Genomic DNA, 21,068 nt, shown 5'->3' with positions numbered 1-21,068 from the left:
GCATGCAAAACGGAAAAGGGGAGTTTTCATGAAAATCTTGGTTCTAATGCTCTCGTTTTTTCTTCCCGTATCGATCGCGGGAATGGAACTGTTTGGATGGTTGACGGCCCTGGTGGCTCTCCTCCTCTTTGGCCTGAGACCTTTGTTGTTAAAGTTAAAAAGTGGCGGTGACTTCAAGGCGCGCGTTGATGGTGTTCATAGAGTTCTTAGAGTTCATGGTGTTCATAATGTTCTTTGCGGATTGCGGGAGATTTCTGTTGGGCCCGATGGGGCGCTCTGGGGACTGTGGCTGATAGCCACACTGGGAGTGTACGTTAACGGAAACAGTGAGACCGACAGACTTTACGTCATCGGCAACTTCAGATGGATTGTTTTGCTTTACGGCTATTCTTTGGCCTGGAAATCTCTGCTTGCGAACAGGTCAGATCAGGGGAAGTCAGAGAAGTCAGAGAAGTCAGGCAGCCCAGACAAGTCAGAGGCATCAGAGAAGTCAGGCAGCCCAGACAAGTCAGAGGCATCAGAGAAGTCCACTTTGTTGAATCCCACCTTGAATGCCACTTTGAATCCCACCTTGAATGCCACTTTGAATGCCCTGTTTATTCGGGTGCTGACCCCGGTCCTTCTGATTGTGAGTCTTTATGGCATTTTGCAGAGTTTTACCGGAATCGATTTGATTCGGCCGGGTCGAGAGGTGCATTCATTGCACTTGGCTGGAATTCAGATTTTTCGCGCCTCTGGTTTTTTCAATAATCCAATGACCTACGCCCATTTGTTTGTCATGTGGTTTTGCGTGGTCCTCAGTTTGATTTTTGTGGCAGATTTGCCTCGAAAGCAAAAAAACTGGTTAAGACTTGTGGCTGTCGTGATTGGCCTTGGTCTTTTCTTGAGCTTGATTAGAGGAGTGTGGATCAGTGGCACGGTGTCTGTCATGGTCATGCTTTGGTTCTGGAGGCGCCGGGCATTCTATCGGGGTGCTTTGGCCGTAGCTATCGTTCTCGGGCTTTCTCTGGCCTTTGTTCCTCCGGTGCGCGAGCGAGTTGTGTCGATCTTTGGAACTCAAAACATTGAAAATCGTGATCGAGTCACCCTTTGGGCAGCCAATTGGGAGATCTTTAAGGATTATCCCCTATTAGGTATTGGCTACACAGAAAATGAGCGTCGGATTGGTGAGTATTATGAGAAGATGGAAATCACCGATGGCTTTAAGGGACATGCCCACAATGTTTATCTGCAGTTTCTTGCAGGAACGGGTCTTCTTGGTCTCTGCTGTTATTTGTTTTTTATAGGATATTTTATTCTCCTGGCCCTGCGTTTGTGGCGCAAACTTCCACTCGATCAAACTTGGGCCCGAGCTTTGGCCTTGGGTGCTTTGGGTGCACAAATATCTCTTCACGTCGGAGGTCTGACTCAAAATAATTTTTCAGATGGAGAAGTCACCCACAACTTTGTTTTTATTCTTGCCATGCTTGTAGCCCTTCGTCAGCGCTACGAGAAAGAGCTGGAGATCGTCTAGTCCGAGCAGAGTCGCGCCAAAAAAAGATCTAGCTCAAAAGCATCTCAAAGTCCTCTCGAGACAGACTTGATCCTGAGAGTGTATTCTGTTCCGAAAGCTCTCGCTCTGATTCTGAAAACATCGCAGCAAAGGCGCTGGATTTGATTTTCTTCAGTTCCTGAATTTTTTCTTCCACTGAGTTTCTCATGATGTAGCGGTAAATCTGGACGGATCTCGTCTGACCGATTCGATGCACACGATCAGAGGCCTGATTTTCGGCTGCCGGGTTCCACCAAGGTTCCAGATGAAAAACATAGTTAGCCTTGGTCAAGTTCAAGCCAACTCCTCCAGTCTTGAGCGTCATCATTAAAATCTGGGCCTGGGTGGACTCGTTGAATTTTGCGAGGATCTCTCTTCTCTTGTTTGCTCCATCTTTTCCAGAAAAGCTCATGGCCGGTAGGCCTTCGGTATCAAAGCGCTTTTTGATCAATTCCAGTGTTGTCACAAAATTCGTAAAAACAACCACGCTGTGACCGTTTTCGATAAGCTCGCTTACGTTGGCGATCAAAGCTTTTAACTTGGGAGGATCCTGCTGATACTTGACGTTTGGGACCGTCTGAGGAAAGGAGCAAACTTGTCGAAGGCGGAGAAGAGCCGTCAGCATCTGGAGCTGACTTTTTGGGAGCCCATCACTGTCGATGAGCTCTCTGATTCGGTCGTTCCATGAAACGGCAATGTCTTTATAGATTTTTTCCTGTTTTGCATCGAAATCCATGTGGATGACAGTTTCAACTTTTTCAGGCAACTCATTGAGCACCAATTCCTTCGTTCTTCTTAAGACCAAAGGTTTGATCTTCATTCTCAAAAAGTCGATATCTTCCGTGCTAATTTCTGCTTTTTTCAGGGATCCGTATCGTTTGCTGTAATCGGCGTAAGACCCCAGCGCACCTGGGACACACAAATCCATGAGGCTAAAGAACTCGCCAAGGTGATTTTCCATCGGCGTCCCCGTCAGGCAAAATTTGTGTTCGGCGATCAATTGCCGAGAAGCCGCAGTTCTCTTTGCGTTGATGTTTTTTAGATTTTGTGCCTCATCGAAAATTCCAATCGACCATTTGAACTTATTAAAAAAATCGATTTGATCAGTCAACAAACCATAAGTACAGATAATAACTCGCTCCTGTGCTGGTTTCTTTTTCGCCGATCGCGATACTGACCACTCTTTTAGATATTGGTCGATCTTTCGTGAATCAAATATCTCGACCCGGGTCTTAGGAGAGAATCTCTCAAATTCCTCGTGCCAATTGTGCACAAGAGAAGTGGGCACCACGACCAAGGCTTGGCCAAGTAGACCCTGTTCGCGCAAAATTGAAAAGAAAGCAATAGTCTGAACTGTTTTGCCGAGTCCCATGTCGTCAGCCAAGATGCCACCTAAGCCAAGCTTATAAAGTTGGAGCATCCACTGGACGCCATCTTGTTGGAAGGGCTTGAGCTCTGTCAGAAGATTTTTCTTGAGAACATTTTGAATTCCCAAGGTGTCCGCCTCTGAGTGAGTGCCTAAGCGGTCGTACTCGGCGCAGATTTGTTGCCACCGAGGTCCTCCCTCAATGGGAACTCCTGCCCGTTTTAGAGCCAACATATTGAGAATCTCTGATTTCTGAAATTTGACGTTCCCGCCCTCGCCTCTCGAAAATCCAATGGTTTCTGACTGATTAGAGAGTTTATTCCAGAAATAATTGAGCCACTTGAGGCTCGGTATTTGTTTTCGTGGAATGTAATAATAGCGGCCCTTGTAGGCTACCACGGGATCGCGGAGAAAATTCACCATTTTGTCTCTGGGAATCTCCTCGCCTTTAAAATAAACCTGAGGATTCAGTTCAAACCAATCGATGTTGTTTTTGTTTTCAAGCATTTCAAATTTTGTCTGGAGATCTTCTGGTGACAAGGTTTCAACAAGAACACCTGAAATAAAGCAAGCCTGTGGATTAGCAGCGAAAAAAGGAAGGCGATCAACAGGTCCATCATCCTTTAAAATATTGACGCTTAAGATGAAGCCATCCTGCATAAAAGGAGACCACTCATCTTCACTAACAGGAGTGAATTTTGGATAGGATTTACACCATACTATTTCGGTCTTGAAAGCCTTAAAATTACTGCGATCAAAGGTCTTTCCTTGGTAGTGGGAAGAAATTTGATCTGCGTAGACTCCCAAAAACTGAAACAAACTTTGACTGTGATCAACAACAAAAACTTTTCCGTTTCTCACACGAGTGACGACAAAAGAGCTTTCTTCAACAAGTTCAGAGACTGTTGATTTTAATTTTCGAATAAACTTTTGACCGGCCAAATCTGCCAGTTGAAGTCTTCCGGTCTCGCTGGCGTTTGCAATTCCCAAAATTCTTAATCCGACGGCTTCCAGCTTTGCAGTGAGTTGTTTAATAAAAAGTTTCTGATCATTAGATTTTTTTTCAGGGGTTGAATCTTCTGTTCGATGTGCCAAAAATTGAGCGTACTCAAGAATAAGAAAAAGGAAAAACCCCGAATGCTTATATAATTTCAATTCACTTGATCGGGTAAATCTATTGCGACTTGCTAAGTCTGTCGAACTTGTACCTAAAAAGCCAGAAATTCCGTCGCGAAGTCCCGCCAAAATTTGAACGAGTGGAATAAACCGACCCGTTAAAGGAAAATCCTCACCCTCATCATCTTTCGACACAAAACAAACCCTTGCGGCGTTTGGTGCTTCGTCATCAAAATATGCCTGAATTCTATCCTTTTTACTGATAAACACTTCGCTAAAATCAAGATCAAGCTTGATTCCTTGCCTTTTTAATCTATCGCTGAACGTCAGGTAGTCAAATTCTTGTCCTAAACGAACGCTCAATTCACCGGATCTCAGGGAATCATAAATTGAATCCAAATTGGCTTGGAGCCAAACGTGGTGGTGGTTCAACGAAAAATCGACAGAACTGAGGGTCGGGGCTAAATTGTAAAAAGACAATCGCCTCGCGTTCACATCAAAACCTGATCGTGTCGACAGTTCCCCGTAGTCTTGAAATTTCGGATTGAGGCTTCCAAGGAGGATCATCTCATCGTGATTTTGAGATTCTGAAGATCGGCAGGTGAGCTTCCAGCCTAATTCGGGCAGATTTTCAGAGAGAATTCGCAGAGGTCCTTCTTTCTCCATGAGCCAAATGTAGGGGCTATAAAAAAGGCTCGCCAGAGAAAAAACACTCCCATCAGAAAACTCGAAGAGAATGGCTTTCATGAGTTTTTTACTTTTAAAAGCGGCAATTCGTGGCTGACCATGACCATGATGAGTCACTGCCAAAGAAGCCATGTCAAAAGAATCAATGATGGGTGATGAACCAGGGCCAGACGGCGCGCTTTTTTTCTCTGAAAGCCATATATTTGACTGGAGAATCACGCGGATTAGTTTCACAGGAACATCGGTGTTGGTATCTGGATTAAAATCTGAATTCAAATCTGAATTCAAATCAGTATTCACCTCTGACGGGCGGAGAAAGAGGAGTCTGAGCACAGTTCTCATTCTTTCAATTCTTGCGGATTTTTCGCCAAAGAACGCCTCATCAATGATGACGTAATAGAGAAAAATCAAGGCCACGGCAGAATCTAGGTTCTCAAACTGAATGATCCCGGTTCTTGAGATTTCTAAGCTCGATATCTCGGCATTGGCTCGATCAAACAATCTCAAATAATAGTCTTGAGACGAGGGCGTTCGCTTTCCGAGGCAATAGCAGGAATTTCTCAGTTCATTCGTGAAGAGCGGATCACCAAAAAGAGCCTTGGAATCGGAAAATAGGCCTTTGATAATTTGGGTAGAGGCAAAAAACGAGTCCTCTCCAATCAATTTCTTGATTTCATTGATGGTCATCTCACTGAGCAGTTTAACCGTTAGACCGGCCATTTCGGGCGGAACTCCCTTTGAATGAGACAGTTTCTGAAACTTCATCGAATGATTTTGGTTACTTCTCAAGATACTACCCCGTCTTCTGGTCTCACTCATTAAAAAACCCGATTGACTCCGATCGAGCAGGCTAATTCAAATCTGTAAAAAGAACAATCACTTTACTAAGAATTTGGGCGATGAAGGATCGAAAGTACTTTGTTATTATTGCAACTCCGTCAAGAATTTTTTCGCTGCTTTGGGTCCGAGGACTGAGCTTCTGCTAAGGGAGACTGGCACAGTTGTGGCAAACCCGCAGATCTTTGGTTAGGGCTTATCTATGTTTAACGAGGAAAAAATTGAATCGAAATTGTTGTTCAGGTTGGAAAAAGTCCGGAAATCGAAAATTCTATTCTGTTTGGTAGTTGTTATTGGGTTCTTGGCAGTCGGATTTTCCAATGCCTTTGGCGAAGAAATAGATGAATCGGACTCAGAGGGCAGATTTATTCAAACTGCCATTATGGGGACTGATGATCGTTGCCCACTTTCTTATGGGTCTCAGGCGACGCCTATCGAAAAGGCATTTTATGGAGTCGGTGCTCTCTATGCGCCGAGAACCTACACGTCCACAGCGACCGAGAATCAACATAGTAACAAGGGGACAGGTCATTTGGTCGGAAGAAGAGACTTGGTGGTCACCGCCGCCCATATTTTTCGCAACCCGGTAACCAGAGTCTACGGTGATTGGCGCAAATATAAATTTTATGTAAGAGTGTGGGTTCCTGAGGAAAATAGAAAATCTCCTGATCGGCCTTATGAATTTCGACCCTTTGGGATCAAAAGAATTTGTTTTGGTTCGAAAAGTGGCGTTGAGGGTGATTTTCGTGATTTTGCATTGCTTCAGCTGGATGAGCGAGTCTCAGAGGTTGTCGATGGCATTCCCGTGGACCCCCAACATTGGATTGAGCCACTGGCTTTCGACGGGCGCGGCAGGGAGAGTTTTCCTAATTTTGCCATGACTGTGGGGTTTCATCGTGGCAAAAAGTGGAGGGCCCAAAAGAACTGCAAGCCCTTTTCACTTTTTGATCAGACTTCGGAGGTTTCTCCCAGTTTTCTTTCATCTGAAAGACGGCGAGGCCTACTGATGACCGATGGTGACTTTGTTGAAAGGTCATCCGGATCGTCCATCGCCCTTCTTGACGAGAGGGGGAGGCCACATTTGGCGGCTATTCTTGCGGGCGAATTTGTAAATGCTCCCAAAGTAAATTTTAATGGCAGAGATCAATTTAATTATGCTGTTGATGCAAAGGAATTTTATAACGAATTTGTGAGCTTTAGGAGTTCATTGGATGTCTCGGGAGACGAGATCTGTAAGGGGTCTCGAGTGATTCCATTGCGCTCCAGAATGTGATTTTGGCAAGTTGTAAAAACTGGAAAAATGAGGCCTTTACAAATTTGAAGGGAGCGATTATTCAGTGAGCTTTAACTTCCTTCATGCCATTTACATGATGAATTTTGTGATTATGACATTAATCAGGCCTACGTTTTTGTTCTTTTTTTCATTTTTCGGGTTTTCCGCAATTGCCCTTGCAGGCGGAGGAGTTGACAACCTGGCTTGTTCTTCAAGAGATGGGCTGATCTTCGAAGGTTTTATCCCAGTCTCCAACTTGGTAGAAAACAGCGCAGGCCCTGGTGGGTACGAATTTGATTTGGTTATTACCGTGGGTCAGACGGCCGAGCTTCTGCGTGGCGAATACGATGAGATCGCTCGTACGATGAAAGAGAGTGCCCAACTTGTTGTGATAAGGGATTTTAGAAGCGGCGTTTATACGCTCTTTGTTTCAAAACATGGCAATGGAGGGGGCGATCCCCGCTGGGTGAAACTTTACGCCTTACCCAAAACATTGAAAGTAACTAAAACGGCCGCGACTTCGTATGAGGCAGAGTTTAAGGGTTTTCTCTCATTTTTTCTTTCGAAGCTAGGAACTTCCGTAATGACGAAACCAGTGAATTGCAGGCTGAAATATGATCTCGTTGGTGATCAGCCCTGAGATTGAGTCGATTTTTGTCGGAGTCAGAACCTGGTCATTTGTCCTAAAGTGATACCCTCCTCATGACGATAAGTACTTGTGGCTCCTCTCGTTTTTCTTGAGAGGCTTTGAAGTCGCTGTGAGGTTTAATATTTGAAAAGCAATATTTCGAGGTCTGTCAGGAGAACGACGCGGATTGGAATTGAAGCTATTTTGATATGCGCCTGTTTTCTCCTCTTTCATCAGAGATCGGGAGCCGAGCTTTCCTGTCCCGTGGAGTTCGTCCTTTACAACGGCCACTGTGGGTTTATCGGAAGTAATGGAAAATTTCGTCCCGTATTTAAACTCACTCAACCGAATATTGATTATTCTAAACAGTTTGTTTACTCCGAATTTTGGCAGGGACGAAATCCCAACTGGGAGAGAGCTGTCTTTCCACAACCTATCGACCGAAACCTTCTTGCGGGTAGTAGCAATGGGAGTGGCAGCACGAGCAGCGAAAAGGCTGCGCCCTTAGATGGGGTCGAGTGTGATATGGGCTGTGATGATCGGAGAAGGACCGGTGTTGCGGGAGGTGCGGGCGGGGCGAACCAACCGAGCGGCCGGAGCGCGGAAACTGGCGGAGGGAGCCAAACTGGAAAGCCTACCAAGGGTCAAAGTCAGGATGGCACCTACGCGAATGAATCAGAGGGGGCTTCCCCTGCAAGAGACCGAGGTGTTGACCGGAGTGAGCTCCAAGCGACCCAAAACAATCAGACATCAAATGGGAGTGGCTCTGCTGGAGACTCTGCTTCAGGTGCCCCCTGGGGATTTCCTCAGCGATCTGAAATTGAGGCCGATAGAGAATACTGCAGTCTCGCAAAGAAGCAGGCGAGCATTTGTTGCAATGATCCGGTCCAGTGTGTGACAGGCCTGAGCGGTCCTAGCGCTGGAACAATCACGGCCGTGGGCTCAATAGCGATGGGTGCCATGAGTATGTTCGCCATGCAAGGCACAGCCAGTACCGGATCTGACGGAAAAGCTGATACGGCTGGAATTAAGAAAAGTTGCGAGCTCATGAAGATTCTCGCCATTGGTGGAGCTGCGGCAAACACTGCCTTGGGAGCGAAATGTTACTCGGATAAGAGCACCTGTGAAAGCAATTGCGAGGAGCTCTCAAACAAGTATCGAAAAGTCATAAGTGCTTGTGATCAACTTGAAAAAACCTGGAAGGCCAATGGCGGAAGCGGCCAAAGATGCGGGACAAGTCTAGTCAGTGAATATCGTTCGGCTATGGCACTGGGTGGTGCAGTGATGGGGTCTTGCCAAGCATTTAACGCAAATATTTCTCAGATGGGAGGGCAGGCTGCTCAATCTGCAGCCGCGAGTGGCTTCGCCAGTCTTTGTTCAGACGTTGCTTCAGCTCAAGAAGAATACCCCAATATTGACCCGCAGCCAGTGTTCAACGGAGACTGCAATGATCCGGTCAACGCTTCGAATCCTATTTGTGTGAATTGTCGAGGGCCGGCAGCAGCTTCTGACCCGCTTTGTGCGGGATTGAATACGGGCAACAATAATTCATCTGGAGCTGCAGGAGGTTTTAGTGGGCCAGACTTTGGGGTGAGAAGTGTGGATGGGAGCGATCTGAATGTGACGGACCTTTCTGCTCAACAGCAAGGTCCTCAATTTGGTAATGGTGCGGGGGAAGCTGCAAGAGCGAATCAAATACCGAACAATGGGGGTGGCTTTGCCGGTGGGCAAGGTGGAGGAGGATCTCCCCTCGCAGGCGGAGGAGGGGGTCAAGGGCAGGGGCCTGGCTATGACACTGATGTTTTGAAGGGTCTCGGAGGAGGAGGGGGCTACAGCTCTGGCGAGGGAGCAGTGGCCACTGAAACTCGAGGGGGGTACAACGGTCCCCCGAGCGAATCAGACAAACGAAGTGCCAATCCATTTACGAAATTTGATCTGAAAAGGTATCTTCCTGGTGGAGAGCGGGATTCGAGCGGGCGCGGACCCTCTGGGTCTGAGTCTGGCGCTGCTGCGATTGGTAAGGCCAGCGAAAATATTTTTGAGAAAATAAGTAATCGCTATCGTATTATGTGCAAACAGAAGCGCTTTTATGGTTGCGAATAAGTGAGTCAAGCCTGCTAAACTTGGCACGATTTTAGCTCACCAATCAATCATTCCCCGTCATTACGGGGTTAAAATGAATAGGTGAATCAAAATGTGCTTAAAATCGTCTCCTTCAAAAAAAAATCGGCCCCTTGTTTGCGTCTTTCTTCGGCTTTGGGTATTGGGCTTTTTGCTGGTTCTCATCCCAATGGCTTTGGGCGAACCAAATTCTGATCCCTTTGTGATAGATGATCAAGGAAAAGTCATATGCGGCAATGCACCCGGCTTAACCAAGGATGTTTGGCGTCTGGGCGAGGTCATACAAACGAGCCTCATGGGCCGCGATAGTCGTTGTCCTCTCAGTTATCCGGAGGCCGACGAGGAACCGAACGAAGTTGATGCCCAATACTACGGTGTTGGTATGATATCGTATCGAGGAAGTGACTGTCATGTCGGGACTCGAAAAGATGGTCGCTATGTTGAAGTTGAAGGATGCATGGCGACGGGGCATTTGGTCCTTGATCAAGACATGGTGATTTCGGTTGGTCATGTATTTTGGGATGATAAAACAAGTCGCCTCACAAAAGATTATGTCAATAAATTCAAGTTTTTGTCAAAGTGTGGGTTCCTCCAGGCCAAAGAAAGGATCCAAACAAAGCCTATGAGGGACGTGCATACGATATTGAGGCAATTGAATTTCTGGACATTGCGGGTGACCGTGACGAAGTTGCATTTATCAAGCTGAAGAAGCCGGTGTCTCAGGAAGTTGATGGAATTGCGATTGATCCCGAGCATCAGATTCAGCCCATGGCCTTTGAAAAATTAGATCGCAGCAAACTGCCAAAGACTGCTATGACCGTTGGTTTTCAAGGTGACAAAGTTCGAGGACGCGCATATAAAAACTGTGATCCTTTTGAACTTGTTTCGGCCCCTCGCGAGTTTGAGCCCAACTCCAATGTGTTAATGACCAATGCGGACGCTATGCCCGGGGCTTCGGGCTCGGCCATGGCACTTTTGAAAAATGGCAGACCTCACTATGCCGCTTTGTTTTTAGGAGCTAAGGGAGATGAGGGAGGAGGATCTGTGGGCGAGTATATTCCAAGGGGTCCGCGCCCTCGCTACAATCGTGTGCTCGATGCGAATTCCTTTTATGATGACTTCATGGACTTTCGCCGAAAATACGGAAGAAAATGATTTTCAATTAACGAAAGTCAGGCCATGTCCGCAATATCCATTCAGTGGCAGTTCCTTCCCAGCAATGACTGAACTTGGGACCAAAGTGAAAAATTTTTAGAATTTGATAAGAAACTGCAGAGAACCAGTTGTTCATGCGGCAGTAAATGTGCACGAGTGCGCTGTTGGCTTGGCATGCAAGTTGAATATATTGCGTCTGATTTTTTGAATCTTTAGGAGAAGCTGCGTGTTTAAGTGCTTGAAGTTAGCCTTAATTGCCGTGCTCGCGATAAAGGCAAACTATGCTCTCACAAATGAAATCATACGTCCGAAATCAATCGATGATTTTAGCGAAAAGAGATTTCAAACCCACTTTCGAATCCCTGCCGCTAGAGTTGCGTGGGCGAATTATCTTCGACTAAGGTCGGATTTTCCACAGCTGCGCCATTATACGGACGATCAAATCGATTTGTGGATCGTGGAGAGTTTTGCCTATCTCAGTGAATTGCAGTTATTGCTCCGAGGGATTAGGACTTCTGAGTATTCTCCTGACTTGGGGCAACGAAAAATCTTTGCGCATCCCGATAAGTACTATCGAGCGAGCGTGGCCCCTGCAGGCATAACCTCAAGTTTGGAGTCCTCTGCAGGCGAAGCAAATGCTGGTGTGGTAGATCTTAAGGGTACGGGAACAAGTAATCAGAAAGAAGTTGAAAATCAAGTGCGTGAATTTCAGCGCATACAAGCGGCCCCTGCCAGTGAAACCAAAACGGATTCTTTAAATAAACTCCGGATATTAGGTCACAGAGATGGTATGATGTCTTTGGGAGAAGCCATCGCAGAAGTGTCGAGGCAAGTTGCAATTCAAAAAGCCTTCGATGTTCACAATGCCAAGTATGGCACGTATTTTCAGACTGTAGAAAGCTACTTTATCATCGCACTTGATATCGATATTTTGAAGGAGGGAGGACGAAAAGTTCCATCTGGAATTGTCGGTAGGCAGGCTCATTGGCGTGGTAGCTCTGGTCTTGAGACTCCGCGTACTATCTATACAGATGACTTCGGAGGCAAACAGGGAACAGTTTATGAAAGCAGTGTTGATTTTGGTGGTGCCATCATCAGGCACCCTGAGCTGCAAGATTCGTTTGGATCAATATTGACAGATAAGGATCCTGATCCACAAGCAAGTAATGCTTGGCAGTATGGACATGATACTGCATTCTATGTTAGTCAAGTCGTCCAGCATGATTACAAAGAAGCAAGACGCGCGGTTGATGCGCATATTTCGACCATGTTGGCACCGATTGAACCACAATATAGAACCATTCCTCGTCCTAACTCTTATAGAGAGTATATACGCTACCTGGTTTCCAGATTCACAATTCAAAATCAAAGATCGCGCAAAATTATTGTCGAGAAATTTCTAAGCTTGGATATTGCCGATATTTTCTCCAATCTTGAGAGCGTGTTTCGCCTCAATTTACCAATTTCTGTTGTCGGCCCAATTCTCCAAACTCTTCTCAATGACGGACGAATTAAGCCGGGTAGTCCAGAGTACAAGAAGCTTCATAAAATGGGGCTGGACTATCGATATGCTGTCGAGGGATCTGCCGCTGTTACAGGCCCAGCGCTTGATGCCTTGGCGAGCTATTACGATATCAGATCCTTAACACACATCACGCGGGCTCTACGTCATCCAGATGAAGGGATTCGAGCCAAAGCAGTGAGTCTTTTTCTGAAACGTGACATTGGACAAATTGTGCCTGGATTAGGTCGGGTATTCGAGATCGTGGATTATCCAATTTCGGTCATAGGCCCGATCGTGTCCCGATTGTTAACGGATGGCAGGCTTCAACAGGGCAGTGATGAATACGAATCTGTCCTCAATCGATCTCTTGAATTCAAGTCTCAAGCCGCAGTTATAATTCCAGCTATTGATATCTTAAGGCAAAGGAACGACCCACAACTTTTGAATATCCTTGAAAACATATTCGTTTTAACGAAAAGCGAAGATGTAAAGTCCTATATCGTGGAAGCCGTACTTGACCGAGAAACACCTGAGGCTTTAAGTTTTTCCAAAACGATTTTTTCCAAGGGATCAGTGAGTAATATTGCACGTTATTCCGATGCATTGCTAAACAAAGGACGAATTTCGCCAGGAGTTCCCGGGTATTCAGAATTGCTCACTGCTACTTTCGAGTCCAGTGAGCGAGGGTCCGGATCAAGCCAAGCCAGATTTATCTACCTAGAAGCCGTCGAGGGCATAAAAACGGCTGAAACTTTAGAAAATATTCGACAAACGCTCAAACAAAATTGGAATGAGAAGATCAAAGCTAAGGCAGTTGAAATCCTTTTCAAGCGGGAAATCCATACGATCCTCTCTTTTCTCGATCAAATGTTTGAGCAGAGAACCGATTATTTTGGAGGAACCGACTTTTATCTGAATGCTTTGGTTAGAGATGCAAGACTGAGTCCTGCAGATTTGAACCATGTTGTAGAAAGAGCCTTTTCTCTTCCCCCGGATGGCACTTCTGCCCGGGCAATATATCCTGTATTTGTATGGCTGAGGGAATCAGGTCGACCAGTTCCGATGAAGTATATCTTAAGATCAATGGCGGATTCAGGTAATGATTTGCGAAAGGCCGCTGTCGCTGAATATTTGAAAAGTGATATTGCTCAGATTTGGTCTCATTTGGATCAAGTGCTTCAGCTTGATTTCCCAAAGACTGTACGTGGAGCTGTTTTATCGGCGCTTTTTGCGGACAAAAGGATCCCTCTCCATGATAGCCGTCATTATGAAATTCTCGAAAAGGCACGGCGGTTCAGTAATCGCATGAGTGATTCTGTTTTAAATCCATTAATTGAGGCGGTTTCGGACGACCCCGATCCTCGCAGTTTGAGCTTTATTGTGTTTTGCCTTACTCATAGCGACTCTGAGGTGCGCAAAGTTGCGGTCAAGGCATTTTTGAAAAGAAGTTTACCAGAAATGATCTCCCACCTTGATTCCATTTTTCAATCTGAAAAGCCTCACACGGTAATCGCTCCAGTGGTGCGCGGATTACTGGACGGCAGTCGGCTGGCAAAGCAATCGGAAGACTACTATAATCTAGTAGATCGAGCGCTTTCTTATATTTCGGAAGATCCAGAAGAGGTTATCCAAGAAGGCTTGAATGCAATGCAAGGCGATTCAAGTGTCCAGGGTAACGAACATCTTTTGTCAGCTCTGAGGTACAAGGCGGCTCGCAAAAGATAATAAAACTGCTTATGAGTAGAAATCCCGCAGAAGTTCGAGAAGTCATTCCGAAGATCCTCAAGATAGATCAGATTGAATCTCTCAGCGAACAAGACCATTCTCTCAGTATTACTTTGCTTGGATTGATTCGCTCTTATCTTAAAAATCGAATAGAGAATTCAAAGACATCAAATGATGAACGCAAAGAACTTGAAGAATTAGTTCCTCCGGAAAATCCAGAAACTCTTGATTGCCATAGGCTATTGATCGAGCACCTATAGATTCTGTCTGAGGTAATTAACCGAGCCATAAAGGTGTCTCAAATGGCAGGCCCATGGACAAAAGGACATGGCCTATTTGCCCTCAAAATCATGCGGAAGTGTGGTTACCTCATTAGCCGTTTTACCCTGGGCCTACGTTTAAAAAGGGGAAAGAACGTTCAAAAAGGAAAGAACGTCAGGGCCCTCATATCTCTTTCAATTGACGAAGTTTTAGACACCCCATGGGGTGGCAACGCGTTTGCGAGACCGCCTATTGAGTAGGAGATGGCCCTTCGTTTGCTTTCTCAGTTTGGTATGAGCTCACCTAAGTTTTCATTTATGAAGGGGAAATATTACTCGTTTCAGGACATATTGAATCGTGGCGTTCGCCTGAGTGTGGTTGCGATACGAAGGAAAAGGGGCCGGTCCTATCGCCTCTACCGAGAAGCAAAGAGAATGTCTCATTTTTGGATTGAAGGACCTTTTGGACCTCGTGGAAAAGTTCTCTATCTTTACTTGGCGGACTCTCCCCTCACACAGAAAGTGAAGAACACCATTGGAGGCGTTGATTTTTGGGACTCATCCTCAGGCGGCCAGGTTTCTCGAGGAATAGATTATTGGAACAATTCCTATCCTGCTTATGCTCGCCTGGATCGGGAGATACAGAGCAGGGATCAAAATGATTTATTCAATCAGGTTCTCAAATACAGTTTGGCGAGTCTCACGATTTTCTTTATTTTATTTATCTATCTTCTCATGCCTTATTAATGAATTTCAGTCAGCCTCAAAGGCTCTGACGAACAGATTCAATAATTTTATCCTGTATCTGAGGTGACATATCTGGGTAGATTGGGAGGCTCACCACTTGTTGAGAGGCTTTTCGGGCCTCGCTGATATCGTGTACCCTTGAAATCTTTTGATAGGCTGGTTGGTCCGCCATGGTGCTAGGGTAGTGGACAGCTGTTGGAATTCCAAGTTCATTCATGCGCTTTTGAAATTGCTCGCGCCGGGGAACTCGCAAGGTGTACTGAGCCCAGACACTCTCTCGATCAGCACGGACAAAAGGAATGGCGAGTTCCATCTGGGAGAAGGCCTCGGAATAATTCTTTGCGATCCGTTGACGCTGTTCGATTTCCCAAGGGTAGCGTTCAATCTTTGGCAAAAGAATAGCGCACTGCAGGGTATCGAGGCGTCCATTCAAGCCGACCAGGGGATGATGATATCGCTGTGACTGGCCGTGATTGCGAATCCGTTTCAGCTTTTCGGCCCAGTCGCTGTTGTTTGTAAAGATGGCTCCGCCGTCGCCATAGCAGCCGAGAGGTTTGGCAGGGAAAAAACTTGTGATCCCGATTTCAGAGAGGTTTCCGCTGCGTTTGCTCTTATAGGGAGCTCCAAAACTCTGTGCGGCATCTTCGATGACGTGAAGTCGATGCTTTGCTGCGATCGAGTTGATTTCATCCATGTCGGCTGGTTGTCCATAAAGTGAAACAGGGACAATCGCTTTCGTTTTTTCTGTGATAGCCGATTCGATTTGATGAACATCCATGTTAAAAGTCGCGGGATCGATATCGACCATAACAGGGGTCGCGCCCACAAGCACGATGGTCTCAATCGTCGCGATAAATGAGAATGCCGTTGTGATCACTTCATCGCCGGGACCAATATTGAGGGCCATCATGGACATCAGGGCTGCGTCCGTTCCACTTGCGCAGGTGATTGCGTATTGGCATCCAAGAAAGTTTTGAAGAGCCTTTTCACATTCTTCGACTTCGGGTCCCATAATATACTGCCCGTGATTGAGGACTGTCTGAATCCGAGCATCAATCTGATCTTTGAGTGAATTGTATTGGGCCTTGAGGTCAATGAACGGCAAGGACATGGTGCGATCCCTTCGTTGGGTGATAAGCATTGAATTGGCCCTTAACATATTCACAGCAGGACAATCAAAGCAAGAGGGAAAGTTCTGATCAGATCAGTCCACATCTCTTGCTCTGTCCGGTCAGAGATTGGGGTCAATTGGCGACATCTGCGAAGAATACTTGTAAGGTCTTGATTTTCATAGGATAAACCATTGATACCTAGGGATTAAATGAGCAACGATTTAAACATGTGTGAGGTTGAAAATATATGATTCCTGTGATTTTGTCTGGTGGAAGTGGAACACGTTTATGGCCCGTTTCGCGCGCCTCCTATCCAAAACAGTTTTGCGACTTTTATGATCAGAGTTTTTTGAGGAACTCGATTCAACGTTTAAAACCCTTTGGAAACCCTTATATTTTGACTCTTGAGTCCATGCGTTCACTTTCTGTTCGAACCTTGGCCGAGGAGGGCTTGGGGGCCGACTGCGTGATTTCAGAACCGATGGGAAAGAACACGGCTCCGGCCGTGGCTTTGATTTGTCATTGGTTGAAAACTCAGGGAAGAGAAGACGAGATCGTCGGAGTTTTCCCAGCGGATCATCTCATCATCGATACCAGGGGTTTTCAATCAGCCGTTGAATTGGCTATTGAGTGCGCGAAAGAGGGAAAAGTCGCGACTCTCGGGATTTATCCTTCTGAGGCCTCAACAGGCTATGGATACATTGAAATCGAAGAGAGAGTCGTTAAGACGAAGAATGATTTACAGGCCCGAGGTGTTCTGGGTTTTCGTGAAAAGCCAAATCAGGCGACCGCCGAGGAATTTCTGAAATCGGGGCGACATTTTTGGAATGCGGGGATGTTTGTTTTTAGAGCTTCGGTGATGATTTCTCATTTTGCAGAACACCTTCCCTTGGTTTGGAAAAAAATCTCAGGAATAAAACCCGACTGGAGCAACGCCAAATACAATTATGCGATGATTGAGTCGATTAGCTTGGATTACGGAATCATGGAGAAGCTGACGGAGCAGGTTTGTATTCCTTGCTCGATGGGTTGGAGTGATGTGGGATCTTGGGACGAGCTGGCCCGCTTGGATGAAGAAGTGAGAGCCTCAAAAACGGAGTCTTCAGCGTCTATCTATACTCAGGATGCAGTTAATAATTATGTGTTTTCAATCAAAGAAAAAGTTGTGGGCTTGATTGGGGTCGAAAATTTAATTATCGTCGACACTCCCGATGCCTTGCTTGTCTGCAAGAAGGGACAAAGTCAGAAGGTCAAAGATTTATTGGATCAAATCAAGAAGGCGGGCCTGCCAGAAGCAGTGGAGCATCCTTTTGAAATTAGGCCTTGGGGTGGCTTCGAGGTATTGGCTGACCAAAAGGAGTTTAAAGCCAAAAGGATAACAGTTGATCCGGGAGCAAAGATTTCTTATCAATCCCACGCAAAACGCAATGAACATTGGATTGTTGTGTCTGGAGAGGCCGAAGTCATTCTGGACGAAAAAACTCATCGAATCCAAGCGGGAGAATCTATTTATATTCCAGCTGGATCAAAGCACCGTATTGGCAACGTGGGTTCAATGCCAATGATTTTTGTTGAAGTTCAAACGGGCAGTTACTTTGGTGAGGATGACATTGTGAGATACCAGGACGACTATTGTCGAATTTGAGGCAAAATTGAGTATGAGAAAATAGGGGAGGCGAAAAAATTGAAACGTATTTCTTTATCGGAGTATCTTCAGACAGGAAAGCCAATTGTTTTTGACGGGGCGATGGCAACCTCTCTCTACGAGAGAGGTTATTACATCAATCGGAGTTTCGAAGAGCTTTGCCTGACGGACCCTCAGGCTGTCAAAGAGGTATTGATTGACTTTAAGAAAGCCGGAGCTGAGCTGCTGACCACAAATACCTTTAACGCGACGAAACCAAAGCTCACTGAGTACGGATTGCAAGGTCAGCAGAAGGAAATACTCGACGCTGCAGTAAAAATTGCTCAAGAAGTGGCCGGTGAAGAGGCCTACGTGATCGGATTGATGGGACCATTGCCTGTCATGATTGAACCATTGGGACCCACGGCCTATCTCGAAGCGGTGGCTTTGTATGAAGAAGTTGCGCGCACTCTCGACGAGGCAGGGGTGGATGGATTTACAATTGAAGGATTTCACAACCTGAGAAATCTCGAGGCCGCCATCGTCGCAATCAAGAAGGTTTCCGATAAACCTGTGTTTGCGCATTTGAGCTTAAATGAAGACATGCGTTCCTCCTACGGAAGCACTCCAGAAGACTTGGTTCGCCTCGCAGAAGAGTATGACCTGGACGTCTTGGGATTTTGCGGAGAGGTGGGTCCGAGCGGAATGTTAACGGCTCTTGATCGAACAAGGCCACTCACAAAGCGATTGATTAGCCTCAAGCCCAATGCGGGAATGCCGAAATACGTCAATGATCAATGGATTTATCTTTGTAATCCAGACTATCTAGCAAAATATGGTAAGCGCTTTATTCAGCAGGGAGCTAACCTCGTTGGGGGACACTGCGGAGTGCACTCTCTTCATATTCGTGCTCTGACGAACGCGGTTCGCATGGCGACAAACTATGTGCGAAAGGAAAATCCCACTTTTGATTTTTCGCTTCCACTGGTGGATCAGCCAGCAAAGCCGATGGATCTAGGTGAGAGAAGTGAATTAGGGGCAGATTTAAAGGCTGGTCGGAAGGTATTTTCGATCGAGATCATCCCGCCAAAAGGGGCTGACACCAGGAGTTTTTTAGAACACTGTCGCGAACTCAAAGCGGGTGGAGTCAAATATGTGAATATTCCGGATGGCGCGCGTGCAGTGGCTCGCTTGAGCTCTCTTCATCTGGCGGCTCACATTCAAAGCGAAATAGGAATAGAAGCGATCCCTCATTTGACCACTCGCGATCGCAACATTATTGGTTTACAGAGCGATCTTTTGGGCTGTCATGTGGCGGGAGTACGAAACCTTCTCTTGGTAACTGGAGATCCTCCGAAACTGGGAAACATGAAGGGGGCAACCGGAGTTTATGATGTTGATGCGATTGGATTGACCCACATCGCTTCGCGCATGAATAGCGGACTTGATCTTGGGGGAGCGAGTATGGGATCAGCGACTCGGTTCTGTGTTGGAGTGGCACTCAATCCAACGGCATCCCATCGGGAACTAGAAATCAATCGTTACAAATATAAAATTGAGGCGGGCGCCGATTACGCGATCACTCAGCCCATTTATGATCTTGAAGCCTATCTGACCTTCATGGATCAATTGGGCGGTTCACCCATTCCCATAATTATGGGTATCTGGCCTCTGGTGAGTCTGCGCAATGCTGAATTTTTAAAAAATGAGGTACCTGGAGTGTCGGTTCCCGATTGGGTGATTTGTGAAATGGAGAAAGCTCAGGGTGATAAGGGAGAATCGATGAAGAGAGGAATGGACATCGCTATGAAGACAATGAGCGAGGCAAAGAATCTGGTGGCAGGTTTTCAGGTGAGCGCTCCTTTTAATCGTGTGGGTTTTGCCTTGGATGTGATTCATGCCCTTTCCAATTAAGGCTTTTTCTCGCGGGCAGACATGGGAGATGAAGGTCTCTCTCGCGGGACCGACGCTGCTCGATATATTGTACGCGCATGAGGTGCCCATTCGTTCGAGCTGCATAGGCAAGGGTGTTTGTCGTCAGTGCCGAGTGAAAGTTGTCAAAGGCACGGCGCCCGTGTCCGGAGCAGATAGCAAAGCTTTTTCTGCAACGGCTCTTCAAGATGGTTGGCGATTGAGTTGCCAAATTCGGCCAAAATCTCAAATGGAAATTGAATTTCCACAGGTTTATCAAGTGGGAGAGCATCTTGAAGTTTTGCGGCTTCCTGTTTCAGATTGGTGGATCGCTTTTGATGCGGGGACAACGGGCTTGGAAATGGCCGCGATAGATAAGAATGGAGAATGGTGTCGAGTGCGGGGCTTGAACAGTCAGGTGATTATGGGAGCCGACGTCATGACTCGGCTCGAATACGCCCAGAGACTGGGCGTTGAGCCGCTTCACTATCGCTTGGTTCGCCAAATCAAAAAACTTTTGGAAACAATCAAGAGTGAGGCTGGGCAATATCATTTTTCTGATATGGGTCTTGTTGCTGGCAATTCAGCGATGATTTCGTTTTTGCATCAGTGGTCGATCGATAGCTTGGCCGTTTTTCCGTTTCAACCTTGTTCCTTCGAAGAGGCAAAGACAAATCTGGCGGGTATGGGCGATTGGACAAGTCTACCTCTTTTGAATAGTTTTGTGGGAGGGGATCTGTGGGCGGGATTGTTTTTCTTATGGAAGAAAGGCGAAATGAGTAGACCCTCTTGGATTCTTTTGGACGTTGGGACCAACTCTGAGATTATTTTTTGGACTGGGGAAAAACTCTTGATCTCAAGTACGCCTGCGGGACCTGCTTTTGAGGGATCGAATATCAGTATTGGTATGAGGGCTGAGTCGGGAGCAATCATCAATCCTCTTTATGACCCGAAGGAGAAAGCTTGGACATTTGATGTGGTAGATGAGGACGTCCCGCGCGGCATTTGTGGCTCGGCTTTGATTCAGGCCGTTGCCCAAGCTCTCAAAGCTAATTTGATTAACACGGAGGGAGAGATCCTCGATGCAAAGAAGATTTCGTTGAATCCAGACTTGGGTTTGAATCAAGACGACATTCGAGAATTTCAGTTAGCAAAATCAGCCATTCGGACTGGTGTTGAGCTGATTATGAAAGAGGGCGGTCAAAGAGCGGAGCGTTTGATTTTGGCGGGTTCGTTTGGAGAACATCTGCCGATAGATTCTGCCATTGAGCTGGGACTCCTACCAAATATGAAAATGGAAGCGATCGGCAATTCCAGTTTAAAAGGAACTATTGCTTGGGGTCTGGCTTCTAATGAGGAAAAAGAAGAGTTTGCTGCTTGGATCGATAAAGTCAAGACTCCGGTCGATTTGGCTTTGAAAGATGAGTTCCAAGCGATGTTTATTGAATCCATGAATTTGCATCCGTAAATT

At 46.2% G+C, this 21,068-nt stretch carries 14 protein-coding genes; 12 read left to right on the top strand and 2 right to left on the bottom strand.

What is annotated here, in order from left to right; translation table 11 throughout:
• Positions 1–28 precede the first annotated feature (28 nt).
• Entirely contained in the window at positions 29–1,513 is a 1,485-nt protein-coding gene (locus IPJ71_07210) for an O-antigen ligase family protein (GenBank protein MBK7843470.1), read from the top strand.
• Between the two features lie 28 nt (positions 1,514–1,541).
• Here IPJ71_07210 and IPJ71_07205 read toward each other — a convergent pair whose 3' ends face one another.
• The gene (locus tag IPJ71_07205) at positions 1,542–5,465 is read right to left on the bottom strand and encodes a DEAD/DEAH box helicase (GenBank protein ID MBK7843469.1); all 3,924 of its coding nucleotides are present in this window, start codon (positions 5,463–5,465) and stop codon (positions 1,542–1,544) included.
• 352 nt (positions 5,466–5,817) lie between these two features.
• On the opposite strand from IPJ71_07205, the gene IPJ71_07200 reads away from it, so the two are divergent.
• The 8 genes from IPJ71_07200 to IPJ71_07165 all read left to right on the top strand — a co-directional run bounded on the left by IPJ71_07200 (position 5,818) and on the right by IPJ71_07165 (position 14,950).
• Positions 5,818–6,810 carry a hypothetical protein gene (locus IPJ71_07200; protein ID MBK7843468.1) on the top strand — a complete coding sequence of 331 codons (993 nt, stop codon included), beginning with the start codon at positions 5,818–5,820 and terminating at the stop codon, positions 6,808–6,810.
• Between the two features lie 64 nt (positions 6,811–6,874).
• A complete protein-coding gene (locus IPJ71_07195; protein ID MBK7843467.1) occupies positions 6,875–7,450 on the top strand; it encodes a hypothetical protein in 576 nt (191 codons plus the stop codon).
• Between the two features lie 132 nt (positions 7,451–7,582).
• Complete coding sequence (locus tag IPJ71_07190) at positions 7,583–9,541, top strand: hypothetical protein (protein MBK7843466.1); 1,959 nt, start codon at positions 7,583–7,585, stop codon at positions 9,539–9,541.
• 91 nt (positions 9,542–9,632) lie between these two features.
• Positions 9,633–10,265, top strand: coding sequence for a hypothetical protein (locus IPJ71_07185; GenBank protein ID MBK7843465.1), 633 nt, complete (start codon positions 9,633–9,635; stop codon positions 10,263–10,265).
• Between the two features lie 8 nt (positions 10,266–10,273).
• Entirely contained in the window at positions 10,274–10,714 is a 441-nt protein-coding gene (locus tag IPJ71_07180) for a hypothetical protein (protein MBK7843464.1), read from the top strand.
• 226 nt (positions 10,715–10,940) lie between these two features.
• Positions 10,941–13,943 (top strand): hypothetical protein, encoded by a 3,003-nt coding sequence (locus IPJ71_07175; protein MBK7843463.1) that lies wholly within the window; start codon positions 10,941–10,943, stop codon positions 13,941–13,943.
• An 11-nt stretch (positions 13,944–13,954) separates the two neighbouring features.
• Positions 13,955–14,203 (top strand): hypothetical protein, encoded by a 249-nt coding sequence (locus IPJ71_07170; protein MBK7843462.1) that lies wholly within the window; start codon positions 13,955–13,957, stop codon positions 14,201–14,203.
• Positions 14,204–14,467: 264 nt separating this feature from the next.
• The gene (locus IPJ71_07165) at positions 14,468–14,950 is read left to right on the top strand and encodes a hypothetical protein (GenBank protein ID MBK7843461.1); all 483 of its coding nucleotides are present in this window, start codon (positions 14,468–14,470) and stop codon (positions 14,948–14,950) included.
• A gap of 16 nt (positions 14,951–14,966) precedes the next feature.
• Here IPJ71_07165 and IPJ71_07160 read toward each other — a convergent pair whose 3' ends face one another.
• A complete protein-coding gene (locus IPJ71_07160) occupies positions 14,967–16,061 on the bottom strand; it encodes a DegT/DnrJ/EryC1/StrS family aminotransferase (GenBank protein ID MBK7843460.1) in 1,095 nt (364 codons plus the stop codon).
• Positions 16,062–16,309: 248 nt separating this feature from the next.
• On the opposite strand from IPJ71_07160, the gene IPJ71_07155 reads away from it, so the two are divergent.
• Genes IPJ71_07155 through IPJ71_07145 form a run of 3 tightly spaced genes read left to right on the top strand, consistent with a single transcriptional unit; the run spans position 16,310 to position 21,065 of the window.
• Positions 16,310–17,707, top strand: coding sequence for a mannose-1-phosphate guanylyltransferase/mannose-6-phosphate isomerase (locus IPJ71_07155; protein ID MBK7843459.1), 1,398 nt, complete (start codon positions 16,310–16,312; stop codon positions 17,705–17,707).
• Between the two features lie 39 nt (positions 17,708–17,746).
• On the top strand, positions 17,747–19,600 hold the full coding sequence (locus IPJ71_07150; GenBank protein ID MBK7843458.1) for a bifunctional homocysteine S-methyltransferase/methylenetetrahydrofolate reductase: 1,854 nt from the start codon (positions 17,747–17,749) through the stop codon (positions 19,598–19,600).
• Positions 19,584–21,065 (top strand): DUF4445 domain-containing protein, encoded by a 1,482-nt coding sequence (locus IPJ71_07145; GenBank protein ID MBK7843457.1) that lies wholly within the window; start codon positions 19,584–19,586, stop codon positions 21,063–21,065. Before IPJ71_07150 ends, IPJ71_07145 begins: the two co-directional genes overlap by 17 nt.
• Positions 21,066–21,068: the final 3 nt, after the last annotated feature.

This window comes from Bdellovibrionales bacterium, from assembly GCA_016714165.1.
Taxonomy (GTDB): domain Bacteria; phylum Bdellovibrionota; class Bdellovibrionia; order Bdellovibrionales; family UBA1609; genus JADJVA01.
This window is presented reverse-complemented; position numbering and strand designations above follow the sequence as displayed.